The organism is Streptomyces sp. NPDC021212 (assembly GCF_044332925.1).
GTDB lineage: Bacteria > Actinomycetota > Actinomycetes > Streptomycetales > Streptomycetaceae > Streptomyces.
On record NZ_JBIRPZ010000032.1, the window covers coordinates 1 to 19,852 of the forward strand.

The window sequence follows — 19,852 nt, forward strand, 5'->3', positions numbered from 1 at the left end:
TGGCCGAACATCTCGTCCGCACCTGGGGCGTCCGGCATCTTCTGCTGGTGAGCCGCAGTGGTCCTGATGCCCCCGGTGCGAAGGAACTGGCCGCATATCTGGCTGAGTTGGGTGCCGATGTACGGATCACCGCAGGCGATGTGGCCGACCGCGTCACCGTCAACGATGTCGTCGCGGGTATCGATCCGGCGCATCCGCTGACCGGCGTCATCCATGCCGCGGGCGCCCTGGACGACGCCGTCATCACCTCGCAATCGCCGGAACGGCTGGCGCGGGTGTGGGGGGCCAAGGCCACTGCCGCGGCCAACCTGCACACCGCCACCGCGCACCTTCCGCTGGCCATGTTCGTGATGTTCTCCTCGGCCGCCGGAGTCATGGGCAGCCCCGGGCAGGCCAACTACGCCGCGGCCAACGCCTTCTGCGACGCCCTCGCGTCCCACCGCCAGGATCGCGGCCTGCCCGGTGTGTCGGTGGCGTGGGGACTGTGGGCCGAGGCCAGCGGGATGACCGGCCACCTGGCCTCGGCGGACCTGGCCCGGATGGCCCGGTCCGGAATCGCCGCGATGGCCGGCGAGCAGGCGCTGCGCCTGCTGGACGCCGCCTGCTGGCACGGCGATCCTCAGCCGGCGGCCGTCGCCCTCGATGTCCGCGCCCTGTCCGCACAGCCCGCCGACGCTCTCCCGTCCCTGCTGCGCGCCCTCACCAACGACCCGCGCGGGGCCACCGTCCGGCGAACCGCCGCCACAGGGGCGCCCGCCGCGGGACTGGTCGCCCGGCTCACCGCGCTGCCGCCGGACGAACAACACCGCGCGCTGCTCAACCTGGTACGCGCCCAGGCGGCCGCCGTGCTGGGGCACACCGATGCCGGGGCGGTGGACGGCGACACCCCGTTCAAGGATCTGGGGTTCGATTCGCTGACCGCCGTCGAGCTGCGCAACCGGCTTGCCGCGGCCACCGGGCTGCGTCTGCCCGCCACGTTCATCTTCCGGCATCCCACGTCCTCGGCGATCGCCGGCGACCTGCGTGAACAGCTGTGCCCCGCGGCCGCGGACACCTCCGCGCCCGTCTTCGGCGAGCTGGAGAAGCTGGAGGGGGCGCTGGCCCGGTTCGTCCCCGACGACCAGGCCCGCGGCAGGCTGGCGAAGCGTCTGGAGGCGCTGCTGTGGCGGCTCGGCGACGGCGCCCCGGAGGCGGCCGCGGGCCACACCGTGGACGACGACGCCGTGGAAGCCGCGTCGGACGACGAGTTGTTCGCGTTCATCGACCGGGAACTGCCTTCTTGATCACGAGTAGCCTGAGTGAGGACTGATGTCGGGTACGGAAGAAAAGCTCCGCCAATACCTGAAGCGGGTCACGGTGGATCTGGGGCAGGCCCGTCAGCGGGTACGGGACATGGAGGAGCGGTCCCAGGAACCGATGGCCGTGGTGAGCATGGCCTGCCGCTACCCCGGCGGGGTGGGATCGCCCGAGGAATTATGGGAGCTGGTGTCCTCGGCCGGAGACGGGATCGAGGAGTTCCCCACCGATCGCGGCTGGGATCTGGAGGGTCTGTACCACCCGGACCCCGACCACCCCGGCACCAGCTACGTCCGCCACGGTGGCTTCCTGCGTGAGGCCGACCGCTTCGACGCCGAGTTCTTCGGCATCAGCCCGCGCGAGGCGCTGGCGATGGATCCGCAGCAGCGGCTGCTGCTGGAAGTGTCCTGGGAACTGCTGGAACGAGCGGGCATCGATCCCACGTCGCTGAAGGGCAGCCCGACCGGTGTGTACGCCGGGGTGTCCAGCCAGGACTATCTGTCCCGGATGCCCCGGATCCCCGAGGGCTTCGAGGGGTACGCCACCACCGGCAGCCTCACCAGCGTGGTGTCCGGCCGGGTGGCGTACACCTTCGGTCTTGAGGGGCCCGCGGTGACGGTGGACACCGCGTGTTCGTCGTCCCTGGTGGCCATGCACCTGGCCTGCCAGGCGCTGCGCCAGGGCGAATGCGAACTGGCCCTCGCGGGCGGGGTCACCGCGCTCACGACCCCGACCGCGTTCGCCGAGTTCTCCCGGCAGCGCGGGCTGGCCCCGGACGGGCGCTGCAAGTCCTTCGCCGCGGCCGCCGACGGCACCGGATTCTCCGAGGGCGTCGGGCTGGTCCTGCTGGAGCGGCTGTCGGACGCGCGCCGCCATGGTCATCGGGTGCTGGCGGTGATCCGCGGTTCGGCCGTCAACCAGGACGGCGCCAGCAACGGCCTGACCGCGCCCAACGACGTGGCGCAGGAGCGGGTGATCCGGCACGCGCTGGCCAACGCGCGCCTCGCCGCCGACCAGGTGGACGCGGTGGAGGCCCACGGCACGGGGACCTCGCTCGGCGACCCGATCGAGGCGCACGCGCTGCTGGCCACGTACGGCCGCGGCCGACCGGCCGACCGGCCCCTGTGGCTGGGCTCCCTCAAGTCGAACATCGGCCACGCCCAGGCCGCGGCGGGTGTGGCCGGTGTGATCAAGATGGTGATGGCCCTCCGGCAGGAGACGCTGCCGGTCACCCTGCACATCGACGAGCCGACGCCGCATGTGGACTGGGAGGGCGGCGGGGTACGGCTGCTGACCGAACCGGTGGCGTGGCCGAGGGGCGAGCGTCCGCGCCGGGCGGGGGTGTCCTCCTTCGGCATCAGCGGTACCAACGCCCATCTGATCCTGGAGCAGGCGCCCGAGCCGCCCGAGCTCACCGCGGAGAACGCGCCGGACGCGACCGCCGACGTCACCGCGTGGCTGCTCTCCGCCCGCAGCCGGCGGGCCCTGCGGGGACAGGCGGCGGCCTTGGCGGCACGGGTGACGGAGGATCCGCGGCTGCCCGTGGCCGACGTGGGATGGTCGCTCGCCACCACACGGTCGCTGTTCGACCACCGGGCCGTGGTGCTCGGCGGGGACCGGGACGCGCTGCTGGCGGCCGTCGAAGCGCTCGCCACCGGGGAAGCGCACCCGGGCGTCGTCCACCCCGGTGTCGCCGCCGTGGCGTCCGAGCCCGGGCCGGTGCTGGTCTTCCCCGGCCAGGGTTCGCAGTGGGCGGGCATGGGGGTCGGGTTGCTCGACGCCTCGCCGGTGTTCGCGGCGCGCGTGGCGGAATGTGAGCGGGCGCTGTCGCCGTACGTCGACTGGTCGCTCACCGACGTCCTGCGCGGCGACGAGGGCGCGGCCGGGATGAGCCGGGTGGATGTGGTGCAGCCCGTGCTGTGGGCCGTGATGGTTTCCCTGGCGGCGGTGTGGGCCGGGCACGGGGTCGCACCCGCCGCGGTCGTGGGGCACAGCCAGGGCGAGATCGCGGCGGCCGTGGTGGCGGGGGCGCTGTCCCTGGAGGACGGCGCCAAGGTCGTGGCCCTGCGCAGCCGGGCGTTGCGCAGGCTGGCGGGCGGCGGGGCGATGGCGTCCCTCGGCCTGGGGCAGGAGCAGGCGGGCAAGCTGCTGGCCGGGCTCGGCGACCGGGCCGCCGAGGTCGGGGTGGCGGCCGTCAACGGCCCTTCCTCCACCGTCATTTCGGGGCCTCCGGCGCAGGTGGCCGACGCGGTGGCCGCCTGCCGGGAAACGGACGGGCGGGCGCGCCCGATCGACGTGGACTACGCCTCGCACGGCCCGCAGGTCGACGAGATCGCCGCGGAACTGACCGAGGTTCTGGCCGGAATCCGGCCGGGCGCGTCGAAGGTGGCGTTCTACTCCACGGTCACCGGCGGACGGATCGACACCACCACCCTGGACAGCGGCTACTGGGTGACGAATCTGCGGGAGCCCGTACGCTTCGCCGACGCCATCGAGGCGCTGCTGGCCGATGGCCATCGGGTGTTCATCGAGACCAGCACCCACCCGGTGCTGACCGTCGGCATGCAGGAGACGTTCGAACACACGGCTGTCGAGGCGGTCACGGTGCCCACGCTGCGCCGCGACCACGGAGGAAGGGCGCAGCTCATCCAGTCCCTTGCCCAGGCGTTCACCGCCGGGGTCGACGTCGACTGGACGACCCTCCACCCGACCGGCCCGGCGGCCCCGCGCACCGTCGACCTGCCCACGTACGCCTTCCAGCGGGAGCGGTACTGGTTGCCCGACTCGGTGCCGTCCGACGCGGCGCCCAGGGCGGACGAGGACGAGGAACGGTTCTGGGCCGCGGTCGACGGAGAGGATCCGCGGGCGCTCCCCGATGCGCTGCGGCTCCCCGACGACCATGGCTCGCGGTCGTCGTGGGACACCGTGCTGCCGGTGCTCTCCGCATGGCGGCGCGAGCGGCACGAGCGGTCCGCCGTGGACTCCTGGCGCTACCGGATCCAGTGGCAGCCCCTGACGAACCTCACCGCCACCGCCCCGGACGGTGCGCACACCTGGCTCGTCGTCCGCCCGGCCGACGGTGCGCACGACTGGGTGAACGCCTGCGTCGAGGCGTTGGGCGCGGGTGGCGGGCGAGTGGAGGAGCTGACCGTCGCCGACGACACCGGCCGGGCACGGCTGACGGAGCTGCTGCACGACCGGTTCGCCGATGCGGCGCCACCGGCCGGTGCCCTGTCCCTGCTGGCACTCGACACGTCCACGCACCCCCGGCGGCACGGCGTGGCCACCGGGCTGACCGGCACGCTCACCCTGCTGCAGGCGCTGGTGGACGCGGACGTCACGGCGCCCCTGTGGTGTGCCACCCGTGGCGCGGTGTCCATCGGCGACACCGACCCCGTGACCGCTGCGCCACAGGCCCAGCTCTGGGGGCTCGGCCGGGTCGCCGCGCTCGAACACCCCGCCCTGTGGGGCGGGTTGCTCGACCTCCCCGCGAGCCCCGACGCGGTGGACCCGGACCGGCTGCGGGCCCTGCTCACCGGGGCGTCCGGCGAGGACCAGGTCGCGCTGCGCGCCTCGGGGGCGTACGGGCGACGGCTGGCCCCCGCCCCCGTCGGCGGTGCGGCGCCCGCGCGGGCCTGGGCGCCGCATGGAGCCGTGCTCATCACCGGCGACGCCACCGGCCCGGCGGCCCACATCGCCCGATGGGCGGCCGCCAACGGCGCGAAGCGCGTGATGCTGCTGGGCCATCAGGGCGGTGACGGGACCGCCGCGCTGAAGGCCGAGCTGGACGCGCTCGGCGCCGAGCTGACGATCGCGGACTGCGCGCCCGGCGACCGTGCGGGTGTCGCCCGCACCGTCGAACGGCTGGTGGCGGACGGCGGACGCATCGGGACGGTCGTTCACACCGCGACCTCCGGTGCGCTGGCACCGCTGACGGAGCTGACATCGGACCGGCTGGCCGACGAGATCTCCGCTCAACTCACCTACTCGGAGGCGGACGTTGAGGCGCTGTGCGGTCTCGGCCCCGAGGACAGTGTGATCTACTGCCACACCGTGGCGACGGCATGGGGCAGCAAGGACCACGGCTCGTACGCCGCCGCCTCCGCCCACCTCGACGCGCTCGCGCAGCGCCGACGGGCCGAGGGCCGGGCCACGGTCTCGATCGCCTGGGGGCTGTGGGACCTGTCGGACGGCGGCGATACCCGCCACCCGTCGGACCCGCACACCGAGCGTTCCCGGCGCCAAGGACTGTCGCCCCTGGACCCCCGATGGGCGCTGAACGCTCTGCGGCAGGTGCTCGACCACGGCGATCCGCAGATGACGATCGCCGATGTCACCTGGGAACGCTTCGCGCCCCTGTTCACCCTCGCCCGGACGAGCAGGCTGTTCGACACGGTGCCGGCCGCCCGCCACGCGATCGAGGCCGCACAGGAGCCGGCCGAAGAGGAGACCGGCCCCGACGGCGCCGTGGCGCTGCGCGAGGAGCTGGCCGCGCTGGGCGGGGAGGACCGGGCCGGGCGGCTGCTCGCCCTGGTGCGCGGACATGTGGCCGCCGTACTGCACTATCCGGCGCCGGAGGCGGTCGACCCGGGCCGGCCGTTCAAGGAACTGGGCTTCGACTCGATCGCGGCGGTGGAACTCAGGAATCGGCTGCGTGCCGCCACCGGGCTGAGCCTGCCGACGACGGTGGTCTTCGACTATCCGACACCCGAGACCCTGGCGGGCCGTCTGCTGGCCCAGCTGGCTCCGGAGGAGTCCGCCACCGCCCCTCCGGGGCTCGGACATCTCGACGCGCTGGAGGCGGAGCTGGCCGGAATGACGGCCGACGACCGGCGGCGCACCGGTCTGGTGAACCGTCTACAGGGCCTCCTGTGGAAGTACACGGCCACCGCTGACGAGGAAGGGGCGCCGGTGGAGGAGCAGGATCTCGCCGCCGCCACCGCGGACGAAGTGTTCGCCCTCATCGACCGCGAACTGGGAACCTGAGCGGCCGGGCCTGGGCGCCCTCTCGCGAAGAACCCCCCGTACGGCACGCCGTACGGGGGGGGCGCCGTGTGCCCGTCAGCGAAGGTCACGGGCCTGCCGGACGGTACGGGCCAGGTCGAGCAGATCGTCCGCCACCCGTCGGGGGTGCTGGGCGTGCAGATCGTGCTCCGAGTCCAGGTATTCGCGCATGGCCGCACCGCGCAGCGTGGCCGTGGTGGCCTCGATGCGTGAGCGGATGCGGTCGGCCCACTGCCGGTCCGCGCCCTTGGGGATGGCTGGCATCAGCAGGGTGGGCACCGAAATGGCCGGGTACCAGGGGCTCGGCGGCTCGTCCCAAATGCTGCGCAGCATCGACGTGTGCTGATCGAGGGTCATCCGCCGGGAGAGCGAACCGTCCGGGTTCTCCCGCATGGTGGCCACGGCCGCTTCGATCGCCGCCGGTGACCAGTCGGGGTGGATGTCCCGGAAGTAGTCACTCACGCTCCGCACGGTGGCGCCGTCCAGTGCGGGCGGGCGCAGTGCGCCCGCGAATGCCTCCCAGGAGGGGAAGGCCTTGGCGGGTTCGAGCCAGCCGCCGTCGACCAGGGCCAGCCCCGCCACCAACTCGGGGTGCTCGGCGGTCAGCCGCACCGATACGTTGCCGCCGTAGGAGTGCCCGGCCACCACCACCTCGGACAGCCCGAGGGCGGCGCAGGCCGCCACCAGGTCCGCGACGGCGGTCGGTGTGTCGTACCCCTTCTCCGGGGTGTCGGACTCGCCGTGGCCGCGCAGGTCGGCCGCGTACACCGGGTGGCCCGCGGCGGCCAGATGGTCGGCGACCTCGTCCCACATGCGGGCGTTCGAGGCCATGCCATGCACCAGGAGGAAGACGGGGGACGCGGTTCCAGGCCGGTGTCGGAAATGTAATTTCACATCGTCGGTTACGGGCACGGAAAGATCCATAGGAAAATTCTAGCCGCATGACCGCGGGCGTTTCGAGATCCACCGGCGGTCAATTGTCCCCGCATTAGGGGAACTTAAGAATGTGAGGGAAAAGAGACGCCGGACGGGAAGGGGTGGGCCCCCTCCCGCCCGGCGTCAGCGCGTCACGGTGCCCTATGCCGTGGCGCCGTCCCCGCTGTTGAGCGCCGCGTACGCCTCGGCGAGATAGTGGCCGAGCCGGGCAGGGGTGGGGTATTCGAGAATGGCGACGAGGGGAATTTCCACGTCGGTGAGCGTCATCAGCTTGCGGGTGAGTTCGAGCGCCGTCAGTGATGTGAGCCCGTTTTCGAGGAAATTGCTGTCGTCGTCGATCGGGGTGGGGGAGAGGATGTCGGCGAGTTGCGTCCGTACGGTCTCCCGCAGGATGTCCTCGCGCTCCTCGGCCGTGGCGATGGCCAGCGCCTGGTGCAGGGCCGCGCCGTCGACATGGGCCTCGCTCTGTTCCGTGTGCATCGCGGATCCGTTCGGTTGGGGGTCGGAGGAATCGCCGGGCGCGCTGCCATTGACCTCAGTGAATGCGTTCATCGTTCTCCCGCCTGGTGGGTGCTTCGTCGATGTCCGCGATGACCACGGACACCGCGTCCTCCGTGACCGCCTGCCGCAGCAGGGCGACCGCCGATCGTGGGGACAGTGCGGACATTCCCGTGCCCCGTGGCCGCTCGGCGGTGTCGGTGGCCGTGTCGACGCCCCAGCACACCGAGGTCGCCGGGACGCCCCGCGCCCGGCACTCCTGTGCGAGCGCATGCAGATAGGCGTGAGCCGGAGCCTGGTTGCCCAGCCCCGGGCCGGGCAGCACACCCACGGCCGAGGAACTGAGCACAAAGGCCGACAGGTCGCTCTTCAGGCTCAGGGCGCACAGATTCCTCGCCGCCACCGCGGCCGGCCACGCGCGCTCGATCCGCTCCGTGTCCAGCGGGCCGGTCTCATGGGGTGGCGGCACCGCGAGATGAAGCACCGCGGTCAGCGGTGCGTCGGCCGGCAGACCGGCCACGGCGGCGGCGAGCGCGTCCGGATCGGCCGGGTCGGTGGTGGCGATGGACACCTGTGTGCCCGAGGCGGTCAGTTCGGCGAGCAGGTCGTCGTCCGGGGCCGCGGTGTCGAGGAGGAGCAGACGGTCCGCGCCCGCCCCGGCCACCCAGCGGGCGGTGTGCGCGCCCAGGGCGGTGGCCGCCCCCGTGATCAGCACGGTGCCGTGCGCCGTCCAGCTCACCGGCACCGTGCGGCCCCCGGTGGTCGCGCGCCCGGATACGTCCCGCACCAGGCGGCGCGTGAAGCAGCAGTCGGCGCGCACGGCCACTTCGCCCTCGCCGTGGAAACCCGCGAGGACACCCGCCAGCCGCCGTCCGGCGCGTGCGTCGAACCGGTCCGGCAGATCGACCAGGCCGCCCCAGCACCGCGGGTGTTCCACCGCGAGGGCGCGGCCCAGGCCCCAGAGCTGGGCCTGCTCCGGACGTGTCACCGGATCCCCGCCACCGACGCCGACCGCGCCGTGGGTGGCCACCCACAGCGGGGCCTCGATCCCGGCCCGCTCCACCGCCTCGGCCAGCAGGAGGGTCGGGGCGAGGGCCGGACTCCGGCCGTCGTCTGCCGTGGGCTGCGACTCGTCCAGGGCCGACAGCGAGAGCACACCCGCGATGAACCGCCCGGTGGCGGCGTCGGATATCCGCTTGGCGAGGGCGCGGGCCGACAGGCCGTCCGGACCGAGTTCGACCACGTCGGCGCCGTGCTCGCGCAGCGCGGCGGCAACGGCGTCGGCGGGTGGGCCGCCGGCCGACGGGATCAGCCAGGTGCCCGACAGCCGCGGCGCCACCACCTCGGTCATGGCCTGCCAGGCGATCCGGTGCCGCCACCGCCGCTGCCGCCGCCAGGCGGCCAGCGCGGGCAGGAGCTCCCGCAGCGGGCCGTGCCGCTCCGCGGGCACGTCGAGGGTCCGGGTGAGGGCCGCCACGTCCCCGTACTCCACGGCGTCCCAGAACTCGGTGTCCACCCATGTCTCGGTCACCGGTGCGGCATCCGCCCGGGATCCGTCCTCCAGCCAGAACCGCTGCCGCTGGAAGGCGTAGGTGGGGAGCGGGACCGTACGAGGTGGTGTGGCACCGTCGAAGAGGGCGGCCCAGTCGACCGTGGCGCCCGTGGTGTGCAGCCGCGCCAGCGCGTACATCAGCTCGCGCACCTCGGACCGCTCGCCGTCGCCACCGAACGGCGTCAGCACCAGCGGCGCCGCCCCGTCCGGCAGACCCCGCCCGGGCCCCAGCTCCCAGACCACACCGGCCTCGCCGAGGTTCGGGGCTTCGGGGCGCGGCCCGGTCGTGTCGCGGCCGAGCCAGTAGCCGGGCGTGCTGATCCGCTCGTCCATGGGCAGGCCGGTGAGGCCGTCGAGGACCGGGACCGTCGGCGGGTGGAGGGACACCGTGCCGATGGCGTGGGGGAGTTCGCCGGGACCGGCCGCGACGAGGCGGCAGGCGTCGGCGAGGCCGAGGACACCGGCGACATGCGCGGCGGTGATCTCACCGAGGAGGTGACCGCCCACCGCACCGCCCACCGCACCGCCCACCGCATCTGGCCGTACCCCGGCCGCGTCCAGCAGCCGGACCAGCGCGATGTGCAGCGCGAGCAGCCCGGCATCCGAGCCCGGCGGCGGACGTTCCCCCGCCAACCCCAACCGCGCGCACACCTCGTCGAAGGCGGCGGCGAACACCGGGAACCGCTCATACAGTTCGCGGCCCGCCGCCGGACACCAGCCGCCCTCGCCGCCGAACAGGAACACGGTCCTGCGGGGTGCGGCCGCCGCCCCGCCGGTACGGGCCACACCCGGCCCGACCACGGCCGGATGCGGCTCACCCGCCGCCAGCGCCTCCAGCCCGGCCCGCAACTCGTCGCGCCCCTCGCCGACCACGACGGCCCGGTGGTCGAACACCGACCGCGTCGTGACCAGCGACCATCCCACATCGCGGGGTGAGACACCCGCGTCCGGGACCGTACGGGCGGCCAGAGCCCGCGCCTGGCCCCGTAACGCCGCCGCACCCCGCGCGGACAGCACCCAGGGCACCACTCCGGCGTGCGGCGCATCACCACTATCGGCATGGGAATCGGAGCAGGGCGCCTGCTCCAGAATCAGATGGGCGTTGGTGCCGCTCGCGCTGAAGGAGGACACCCCGGCGCGCCGCGGCCCCTCCTCGCGCACCGGCCACGCCGTCCGCTCGGTCAGCAACCGCACCGCGCCCCTGCGCCAGTCCACCAGTCTGGTGGGCCGGTGGATGTGCAGGGAGCGCGGCAGCACCCCGTGCCGCATGGCCATCACCATTTTGACGACACCGGCCAGCCCGGCGGCGGCCTGGGTGTGGCCGACGTTCGACTTCACGGAGCCCAACAGCAGGGGCCGATCGGCCGGACGCTCCTGACCGTAGGTGGCCAGCAGCGCCTGCACCTCGATGGAATCGCCGAAAGCCGTACCAGTGCCATGCGCCTCCACCGCGTCCACATCGGCCGCCGACAGCCCGGCGTTCGCCAGCGCGTCCCGGATCAGCTGCTGCTGGGCCGGGCCGTTCGGCGCCGCCATCCCCGTACTGGCGCCGTCCTGGTTGATCGCCGAACCGCGCAGCACCGCCAGCACCTGATGGCCGTGGCGCCGTGCGTCGGACAGCCGCTCCAGCAGCATCAGACCGGCGCCCTCCCCGTACACCATGCCGTCAGCCGCGTCCGCGAAGGACTTGCACCGCGCGTCAGGGGCGAGCTGATGCCGACCGGGGGGCACCTGGAACACGCTCGGGGTGTACATGAGGGCGGCCCCGCCCGCCAGCGCCAGGTCGGCTTCCCGCTGTCGCAGGGACCGCGCGGCCAGATGCATCGCCACCAGCGACGACGAACACGCCGTGTCCAGGGTGACGGCCGCACCGCGCAGCCCCAGGGTGAACGCGATCCGGCCCGACGCCACGCTCCCGGCGCTGCCGTTGCTCACATGCCCCAGCAGGTCTTCCGGGATCTCGCTCAGCCGTGACGCGTAGTCGTGGTACATCACGCCCGTGTACACGCCGGTGGAGCTGCCGCGCAGTGTCTGCGGATCGATGCCCGCGCTCTCGGTGGCCTCCCAGGCCAGCTCCAGCAGCATCCGCTGCTGCGGTTCGATGGCCGCGGCCTCACGGGGGCCGATGTCGAAGAACTCCGCGTCGAACGCGGCCGCGTCATGGAGGAAACCGCCCGCGCGGACGTACGAGTCGCCGTGGCGGCCCGGACCGAGGTCGTGGAGCCGCTCAAGATCCCACCCCCGGTCGGTGGGAAGGCCGGAGACGGCGTCCTGTTCGCCTGCCACCAGATCCCACAGCTGCTCCGGTGTGCGGACGCCGCCGGGGAAGCGGCAGGCCATACCGACGATCGCGATGGGGTCCTCCCGCTCCGACCGCAGATCCCGCAGCTGCTGCCGGGCCTCGTGCAGCTCTGCCGTCGTCCACTTGAGGTAGTCGACGAGCTTTTCCTCGTTCGTCATGACAGTCGCCCGGCCACCGTGCTGCGCGGATTCAGATCCACCAGGGCGAGTTCTTCGGGGCGCAGCGGTGGCGCGGTGAGTTCCGGCAGTGGCCGGTCCCGCTGCATCAGCGACAGGAAGCGGCTGGACGCCAGTTCGGACTGTGGGGCCGTCAGGCTGATCACATCGGTCACCACGTCACACACCGCCGAGGCGCGAATCGCCCGGTCGGAGATGAGATCGGAGAAGCGCTGCCGCGCCACCGCACCGCCGGTCAGCCTGGGATCCGTCACATCTGTACGGCAGTTGACGTAATCGACGTCCTTGGACGCGGCCATGATCCACGGGTCGTCCACCACCGCGCTGACGGCCTGCTGCACCCGCCGGGTCCGCGCCGGGTCGTATCCGGACCGCCCCAGCTCCGCGTCGAGCGCGGCGGCGCTGCGTGCGGCGGCGCTCATCCCGTGGCCGTAGATCGGGTTGAAGGCGGCCAGCGCGTCCCCGAGGACGAGCAGCCCCTCCGGCCAGGTCTCCAGCCGCTCCGGATACAGCCGCCGGTTGGCGCCGACGCGGGAGACCGCAACCGACGTCAGCGGCTCGGCCAAGGCGATGAGGTCGGCGACGAGCGGATGCCGCAGGGTCTGGGCGTACGGCAGGAAGTCGTCGTCGTGCGTGGGCAGCCCGGCGCCACGGGTGCAGGACAGGGTCACCATCCAGGTGCCGTCCTCCTGCGGATAGACCACCCCGAAGCGGCCGGGCTCGCGCACCCGGTGGTCGGCGGCCACATTGACGGCGGGGAATCCGGCGGTGGCACCCGGCGGCGCCCGGAACACCCGGGTGGCGTACGCGATGCCCGCGTCGACGATGTCCTCCTCGACCGGGGACAAGTCCAGCGCCGACAGCCAGTGCCGCAACCGGGAGCCGCGCCCCGAGGCGTCGACCACCAGATCCCCTTCGAGGGTCTCCATGGCCCCGGTGTCCATGTCCCGCACCCGCACCCCGGCGACCCGCTTGCCGTCGCCGGCCAGGTCGAGGATCTCGGCGCGCGACCGCACGGAAATCCGTCCGGCCGCCAGGACCTGGTCCCGGACGATCCAGTCCAGGAACGGCCGGGTGCACATGATGGCGTACTGCCGTGGCGGAAAGCGATGCTGCCAGCCGTGCGAGGTCAGCGTCACCAGGTCCTCGTGGAACCCGACCCGGCGGGCGCCCGCGCCCAGCAGCCGGTCGATGGTGCCCGGCAGCAGTTCATCGACGATACGGGCGCCACTCGACCACAGCACATGGACATGGCGCGCCTGGGGCGAGCCCTTGCGGTGGCGGGGCCCGGCCGGCAGCACATCGCGCTCCACGACGGTGACACTCTCCAGATGGCGGGCGAGCACATGCGCGGCCAACATCCCCGCCCAGCCGCCGCCCAGGACAATTCCGCGCTTCGGTTCGGTCATGGTTCTGCTTTCGTCCCTTCACCACTTACATCGGACTGGGGCTGCCCTTGGCCTGGACCATCCGAGCGAGGTTCTGGGTGACGGCCATGAAGTGCGCGACGCCGGTGAGTTCGGGGCCATCACCCACTTTGGTGTCCGTGATGCCCCAGAATGCCTGGGCGTGATGGACCAGACCGTCATCACCGAGCTCAATGACACCGATGATGCTGAAGGTCAGCTTCGTCGGCGCGTAGACCGTGACCGTGGTCGGCACCGCCGCCCGCCGGCCGTCCATCGAGGTGACCGGGCGGCCCGGCGTCTCGTGCACCTTGCATGCGATGGACCACGCGATGTGCTCGCGGAGCGCCTCCTTGCCGATCAGTGGCGGCGCGCCGACCGGGTCCTCGAAGACGATGTCATCCGAGAACAGGGCGAGTACGTCCTCCACATCACCGGCATTCATGCGCCGGGCATACTCCAGGGCCATCTTCTTGAGGGTCGCCTCATCGGCCATGAACGCCTCCTGCGTCAGGTCGCGGGTATCACTGCGGGATGCCAATGTCGGACCTCCCCCAGAACTTCTGCAGCTCCTGGATGAGGCCACCGGCCCCCGCTCGCACCATCAGCACGTACTCCCAGGCGATGCGGGCGTTCTCGGGAGCTTCGGGCGCCGTCAGCCAGCCGCGGTCGGCGAACTCGGGCCCCTTCGGGAGGTAGCCCATGGAGGCGGTGACGGGCACCAGCGCACGCACACCGTCCTGCCCCGCCACCGGCTCGCCGGGAATCTCGGCGATACCCGCCGCGGCCAGCTCCTCGAAATGCGCCCGCAGCGCGTCCCGCCCGCTCCGCCGGCCCGATCCGACCGGGTCCTCGAAGGTGACCTCGTCCGCGTACAGCTCCAGCAGCCCGTCCACATCCGCGGCGTTCAGCCGACGGCTGTGCTCGAGGATGAGCTTCTTCCGGCTTCGTTCGTCAATCAACGTGTGCTCCCATGTGCTGTCCGTCGCTTTCTCCGCGACCGAGGTCCTGGTCGATGAACTGGAAGATCTCGTCGGTGCCGGCGTCCTGGATACGGCCGTTCACCGCGGCGCCCTCCGCCCGGCCGCCGTGCAGGGCGTCCAGCTTCGACAGCGTGCTCCGCAGGCGCTTCCGCAGCGCGTCCCAGGCGGCCTCGTCCCGGGCGACGGTGAGCACCGTGCCTTCCATCCGCTCCAGCTCGCCCAGCACCGGGGTGAGCGGGTCCACGTCCCCCGGCGCCAGCTCGGTGTGCAGATGCGCGGCGAGAGCGGCCGGGTTGGGCTGGTCGAAGATGAGCGTGGTGGCCAGCCGCAGCCCGGTGACGGCGGTCAGCCTGTTCCGCAGCTCGATCGCGGTCAGCGAGTCGAAGCCCAGGTCCAGGAAGCCTCGTTCCGCCGGGATCCGCCCGGGGTCGGCGTGGCCGAGCGCGGCCGCGGCGTGCGTGAGCACCAGATGGAGCAGCACCCGGTGCTGCTCGTCCCGGGACAGCGCGGCGAGGTGGCCGGCCCAGTCGGTGTGCGCCCGCCCGGTGGCGGCGGTGCGCCGCGCCGGACCGCCACCGGTGAGCGCCCGCAGCGGGGCGGGCAGGGTGAGCGCGGGCTGCCCGGCCAGCGCCCGTACGTCCAGATCGATGGCGACGAGATGCGGTGCGCCGTGCCGGACGGCCGCATCCAGCAGCCCCAGCGCCCGTTCACCGGACATCGCACCGATGCCCGAGCGGGCCATCCGGGCCCGGTCCGCCTCGTCCAGGTGACCGGTCATGCCGCTGGCGTCGGCCCACAGGCCCCAGGCCACCGACACTCCCGGCAGGCCGAGGGCGCGACGGTGGGCGGCCAGGGCATCACAGAACGCGTTCGACGCGGCGTAGTTGGACTGCCCCGAAGAACCAAGGGTGGCCGCCGTCGAGGAGAACATCACGAACAGGGCCAGCGGTAGATCCGCCGTCGCCGTGTGCAGATGCGCCGCAGCCGTGGCCTTCGGATCCCACACCCGGGCCAGCCGCTCCGGAGTCTGGGAGGTGAGGACGGCGTCGTCCAGCACACCCGCGGCGTGGACGACACCGGTCAGCGGGTGTGCCGGGTCGACCCCGGCGACCAGGTCCGCCACGTCCGCCGGATCGGTGACATCGGCGGCGCAGACCTGAACCTGTGCGCCCAACTCGCCCAGTGATCGCGTAAGTTCGGGGGCGCCGGGAGCGTGTGGGCCGCTCCGGCCGGCGAGCAGCAGATGCTTGACACCCCAGCTGCGCACCAGGTGCTGGGCGACCAGGCCGCCCAGTGTGCCCGTCCCGCCGGTGATCAGCACGGTGCCGTCCGGGTCGAGCCCCCCACGCGCTTCCGAGGTGTCCTCCGGGTGCGAGCTGCCGGCACCGGCCCGTCCCAGCCGGGGCACCAGGACGCGTCCCGTACGTACCGCAACCTGCGGCTCACGCGCATCCACCGCGCGGACGACCGCCTCAGCGGCGACGTGGGGTTGGGTGTCCGGACCGAGGTCGAGCAGAACGAACCGTTCGGGATTCTCCGACTGGGCGCTGCGGATCAACCCCCACGCCCCGGCCCCGACCGGATCCACCGCGATGGGTTCACCGGAATCGGCCATGGCCACCGCGCCGCGCGTGACCACCACCAGCCGGGCATCGGCCAGTGCGGCCCGCCTCAGCCACCCCTGCACCAGCCCCAGCAGCCCGTCCATCGCCCGTAACCCCTCGCGGGCGTCGGCGACGTTCCCGGACGACGCGTGGCAGGACGTCAGGACGACCGAAGGAGCGGGCGCACCGGCGTCGATGGCCGAGACCAGCGCCTCCAGATCCGCGTAGCGTACGACGCCCTGGTCCGTGCCGTCGTTCTCCGCGCCCTCCGCCACCGAGACCGCCAGGCCCAGTGGATCCTCGCCCAGCACCACCCATCCGCCGTCGCCCACCACCGACCGTGCCGACGGCGCGGCGGCAGGCCCCGGAAGCGGTGTCCAGCCCAGGGTGAACAGCCCGTCCACCCCGCGCCCGGCCGAGGCCGCCGCCAATCCGTCGGCACCGGCCGGGCGGGTGACCAGAGAGTCCACTGTCAGCACCGGTGCACCCACCGCGTCGGCCACCGTCATCCGTAGCGCCTGACGCTCCTCGTCGCGGGCCAGCCGGACCCGCACACTGGTCGCCTCGGAGGCCCACAGGGACACGCCGTGCCACGCGAACGGCAGCCGCACCCGGTCGTCGTCCTCCTGCCCCTCCGGCACGTCCATGAGCAGCGAGGGATGCAGCGCCGCGTCCAGCAGCGCCGGGTGGATCCCGAACCCGCTCCGGTCACCGGCGGCATCCGGCAGGACCACCTCGGCGAGGATGTCCGCGCCGTGCCGCCAGGCGGCGGTCAGGCCCTGGAAAGCCGGTCCGTACCCGTAACCGGCCGTCCGGACCTGTTCGTAGAACCCGTCGATGTCCAGCGGCTCCGCGCCGGCCGGAGGCCATGTGCCCCCCAACCCCTCCGCCTGCCCGGGGGCGTCGGCGGGCGGGGCCAGCACACCCATCGCGTGGCACACCCACTCCTCGGCACCTCCAGTGTCCTCGGGGCAGGTGTAGACGGCCACGTCGCACCGCCCGTCCTTCGCCACGGCACCCACCACCACCTGCACCCGCAACCCGCCGGACGCGGGCAGTACCAGCGGTCGCTGCAGCGCCAGTTCCTCCACGCCGCCGCTGCCCACCTCATCGGCCGCCCGCAGCGCCCACTCCACCAGCACCGCACCCGGCGCCAGCACCGCACCCGCCACCACATGCTCACCGAGCCACGGGTGGGTCCGCGCCGACAGCCGACCGGTCAGCAGACGCGCGGTGCCGTCGGCCACCGTCACCGCCGCGCCCAGCAGCGGATGGCCCGCGGACACCAGTCCGAGACCGGCCGGATCGCCACCCGGCCCGGACTCGCCGTCGATCCAGTAGCGCTCGCGCTGGAAGGCGTACGTCGGCAGGTCGATGACGCGGGGGGCCGGGTCGGTGGGGAACCGGCGGGACCAGTCCACCTCGATCCCCGCCGTGAAGGCTTGGGCGGCCGCGCGGACCAGCTGCGGCGTCCCACCGTGGTCGCGGCGCAGGGTGGGTACGGTGGCGGCCTGGACTCCGGCTTCCTCGAAGGTTTCCTGCATGCCGACGGTGAGTACGGGGTGGGTGCTGGCCTCGATGAACACGCGGTGGCCGTCGTCCAGCAGGGCCCGTACGGCGTCGGCGAACCGCACCCGTTCGCGCAGGTTCGTCACCCAGTACGCGGTGTCCAGACCGTTCGTGTCCAACCGGCCACCGGTGACCGCCGAGTAGAACGCCACCCCGGAGCGCACCGGCTTGATACCGGCCAGGAGGTCGGTCAGTTCGTCGGTGATCTGGTCGATCTGGGGGCCGTGTGAGGCGTAGTCGACGTCGATCAGCCGGGCCCGGCCTCCCGCTTCCTGGCATGCGGCTACCACGTGGGTGACCTGGTCGGGTGGTCCGGATACGACGACGGATCCGGGCCCGTTGACGGCGGCCACGCCGACGTCTGACGCCTGTTGGCCCAGCCCGGTCAGGAGTGCTTCGGCCTGGTGCTGGCCCATTCCGAGGGATGCCATGGCGCCGCCGCCTGCGAGTTTGCGTAGTGCGTGGCTGCGGAGTGCCACGATTCTGGCGCCTTCGTCGAGTGAGAGTGCGCCGGCGACGACGGCTGCGGCGATTTCTCCCTGGCTGTGGCCGATGACGGCGGCCGGGGTGACGCCGTAGTGGTCCCATACGGCGGCCAGTGACACCATGACGGCCCACAGGACGGGTTGTACGACGTCGACGCGGCCGAGGTCGGTGGCGCCGGGAGCACCGCGCAGGACATCGGTGAGGGACCAGTCCACGTAGGGGGACAGGGCCTGTTCGCATTCGGCGGCGCGGGCGGCGAACACGGGGGAGTCGTTGAGCAGCGCGGCGCCCATTCCGGCCCACTGCGAACCCTGCCCCGGAAACACCAGTACCGGGCCCGTGCCACCCGCGGCCGCCGCGCCGCCGGGCTCGACCACCCCGGGATGGGCGTCACCGGCGGCCAGGGCCGTGAGCCCCGCCATCAGTTCGTCGCGGTCCTCGCCCACGACCACCGCGCGGTGGTCGAACACCGATCGGGTACGGATCAGCGACCAGCCCACCTCGGCGGGCGATACGTCCTCATCGGCGGCCACCCGCTCGGCCAGTGCCCGCGCCTGACCCCGTAACGCCTGATCGCTCCGCGCCGACACCACCCAGGGCACGACGCCGACGTCATCGGTGTCCGGGCGTGTGACGGTCTGCTCCGCCTCCTGCGGCGCCTCCTCCAGGATCAGATGGGCGTTGGTTCCGCTGATCCCGAACGAGGACACGCCCGCGCGGCGTGGACGCTCGTCCGCCACCCAGGCGACCTGTTCGGTCAGCAGTCGCACGTCACCGGCGGCCCAGTCCACATGCGGGGTCGGTGCGTCGATGTGCAGCGAGGCGGGCAGCAGCTGATGCCGCATCGCCATCACCATCTTGATGACACTGGCCACCCCGGCGGCGGCCTGCGTGTGCCCGAGGTTCGACTTGACGGAGCCGAGCCACAGCGGCCGCCCGTCCGGCCGGTCCTGCCCGTACGTGGCCAGCAGCGCCTGGGCCTCGATCGGGTCGCCGAGCGTCGTACCGGTGCCGTGCGCCTCCACCGCGTCGACCTCACGGGGCGCCAGCCGGGCGTTGGCGAGTGCCTGGCGGATGACCCTTTGCTGCGAGGGCCCGTTCGGCGCGGTCAGCCCATTGCTCGCCCCGTCCTGGTTGACCGCCGAGCCACGGATGACCGCCAGCACCCGGTGGTCATTGCGCCGTGCGTCCGACAGCCGCTCCAGCAGCACCAGTCCGACACCCTCGGAGAAGCCGGTGCCGTCCGCCGCCGCCGCGAACGCCTTGCACCGCCCGTCCGGCGACAGCGCCCGCTGACGGGAGAACTCGGTGAAGCCGCCCGGCGTCGCCATCACCGTCACCCCGCCGGCCAGCGCGAGGGTGCATTCGCCCTGCCGCAGCGCCTGCGCCGCCATATGCGTGGCCACCAGCGACGACGAACACGCCGTGTCCACCGTCACCGCCGGTCCCTCCAGGCCGAAGGAGTACGACACCCGCCCCGACACCACACTGCCGAGGTTTCCGGTGGCGACGTAGCCCGCCGCATCGCCGGTCGTCTGCCCGATGAGCGACAGATAGTGGTACGAGTCCACCCCCGCGAACACCCCGGTGTCGCTCCCGCTCAGCGCGTCGCGGCCGAGACCGGCGCGCTCGAACGCCTCCCACGCCGTTTCCAGCAGCAGTCGCTGCTGGGGGTCCATCGCGGCGGCCTCGCGTGGGCTGATCCCGAAGAAGTCGGCGTCGAAGTCGGCCACATCACGGAGGAAGCCGCCCTCCCGGGCGCTGCTCGTCCCGGCGCGCTCGGGATCCGGGTCGTAGAGGCCGTCCAGGTCCCAGCCGCGGTCCTCGGGAAAGGACGAGATGACGTCCGACCCCTCACTTACCACGCGCCACAGGTCCTCCGGAGTGGCCACATCGCCGGGGAAGTGGCACGCCATCCCGATGATGGCGATGGGCTCCCGGGCACGCTCATCGGCTTCGCGCAATTGCCGTTTGGCCAGGCGCAGATCGGCGGTCGCCCGCTTCAGATAGCTGCGGAGCTTCTCGTCGTCCGTCATGTCA

9 protein-coding genes are annotated in these 19,852 nt (G+C 72.9%); 2 read left to right on the plus strand and 7 right to left on the minus strand.

Going from position 1 to position 19,852, the window contains the following annotated elements; genetic code table 11:
* Both ACH4SI_RS41805 and ACH4SI_RS41810 read left to right on the plus strand, forming a co-directional pair.
* Window positions 1-1,283, plus strand: a 1,283-nt coding sequence (locus ACH4SI_RS41805) for an SDR family NAD(P)-dependent oxidoreductase (RefSeq protein ID WP_398306238.1), incomplete at its 5' end; no start/stop codon positions are given.
* Window positions 1,284-1,308: 25 nt separating this feature from the next.
* Window positions 1,309-6,282, plus strand: a complete 4,974-nt coding sequence (locus ACH4SI_RS41810) for a type I polyketide synthase (RefSeq protein WP_398306241.1) — start codon at window positions 1,309-1,311, stop codon at window positions 6,280-6,282.
* A gap of 75 nt (window positions 6,283-6,357) precedes the next feature.
* On the opposite strand, the gene ACH4SI_RS41815 is transcribed toward ACH4SI_RS41810, so the two are convergent.
* The 7 genes from ACH4SI_RS41815 to ACH4SI_RS41845 all read right to left on the minus strand — a co-directional run bounded on the left by ACH4SI_RS41815 (window position 6,358) and on the right by ACH4SI_RS41845 (window position 19,848).
* Window positions 6,358-7,224, minus strand: a complete 867-nt coding sequence (locus ACH4SI_RS41815; RefSeq protein ID WP_398306244.1) for an alpha/beta fold hydrolase — start codon at window positions 7,222-7,224, stop codon at window positions 6,358-6,360.
* A 153-nt stretch (window positions 7,225-7,377) separates the two neighbouring features.
* Entirely contained in the window at window positions 7,378-7,788 is a 411-nt protein-coding gene (locus tag ACH4SI_RS41820; RefSeq protein ID WP_398306247.1) for an acyl carrier protein, read from the minus strand.
* Window positions 7,772-11,746, minus strand: a complete 3,975-nt coding sequence (locus tag ACH4SI_RS41825; protein WP_398306250.1) for a type I polyketide synthase — start codon at window positions 11,744-11,746, stop codon at window positions 7,772-7,774. The genes ACH4SI_RS41820 and ACH4SI_RS41825 overlap by 17 nt, the downstream gene beginning before the upstream one ends.
* Window positions 11,743-13,173 carry an NAD(P)/FAD-dependent oxidoreductase gene (locus ACH4SI_RS41830; protein WP_398306253.1) on the minus strand — a complete coding sequence of 477 codons (1,431 nt, stop codon included), beginning with the start codon at window positions 13,171-13,173 and terminating at the stop codon, window positions 11,743-11,745. Before ACH4SI_RS41830 ends, ACH4SI_RS41825 begins: the two co-directional genes overlap by 4 nt.
* 25 nt (window positions 13,174-13,198) lie before the next feature.
* Window positions 13,199-13,666, minus strand: a complete 468-nt coding sequence (locus ACH4SI_RS41835) for a nuclear transport factor 2 family protein (RefSeq protein WP_398306256.1) — start codon at window positions 13,664-13,666, stop codon at window positions 13,199-13,201.
* A gap of 28 nt (window positions 13,667-13,694) precedes the next feature.
* Window positions 13,695-14,132 (minus strand): nuclear transport factor 2 family protein, encoded by a 438-nt coding sequence (locus tag ACH4SI_RS41840; RefSeq protein WP_398306259.1) that lies wholly within the window; start codon window positions 14,130-14,132, stop codon window positions 13,695-13,697.
* Window positions 14,125-19,848 (minus strand): SDR family NAD(P)-dependent oxidoreductase, encoded by a 5,724-nt coding sequence (locus ACH4SI_RS41845; RefSeq protein ID WP_398306262.1) that lies wholly within the window; start codon window positions 19,846-19,848, stop codon window positions 14,125-14,127. The genes ACH4SI_RS41840 and ACH4SI_RS41845 overlap by 8 nt, the downstream gene beginning before the upstream one ends.
* Window positions 19,849-19,852 lie beyond the last annotated feature (4 nt).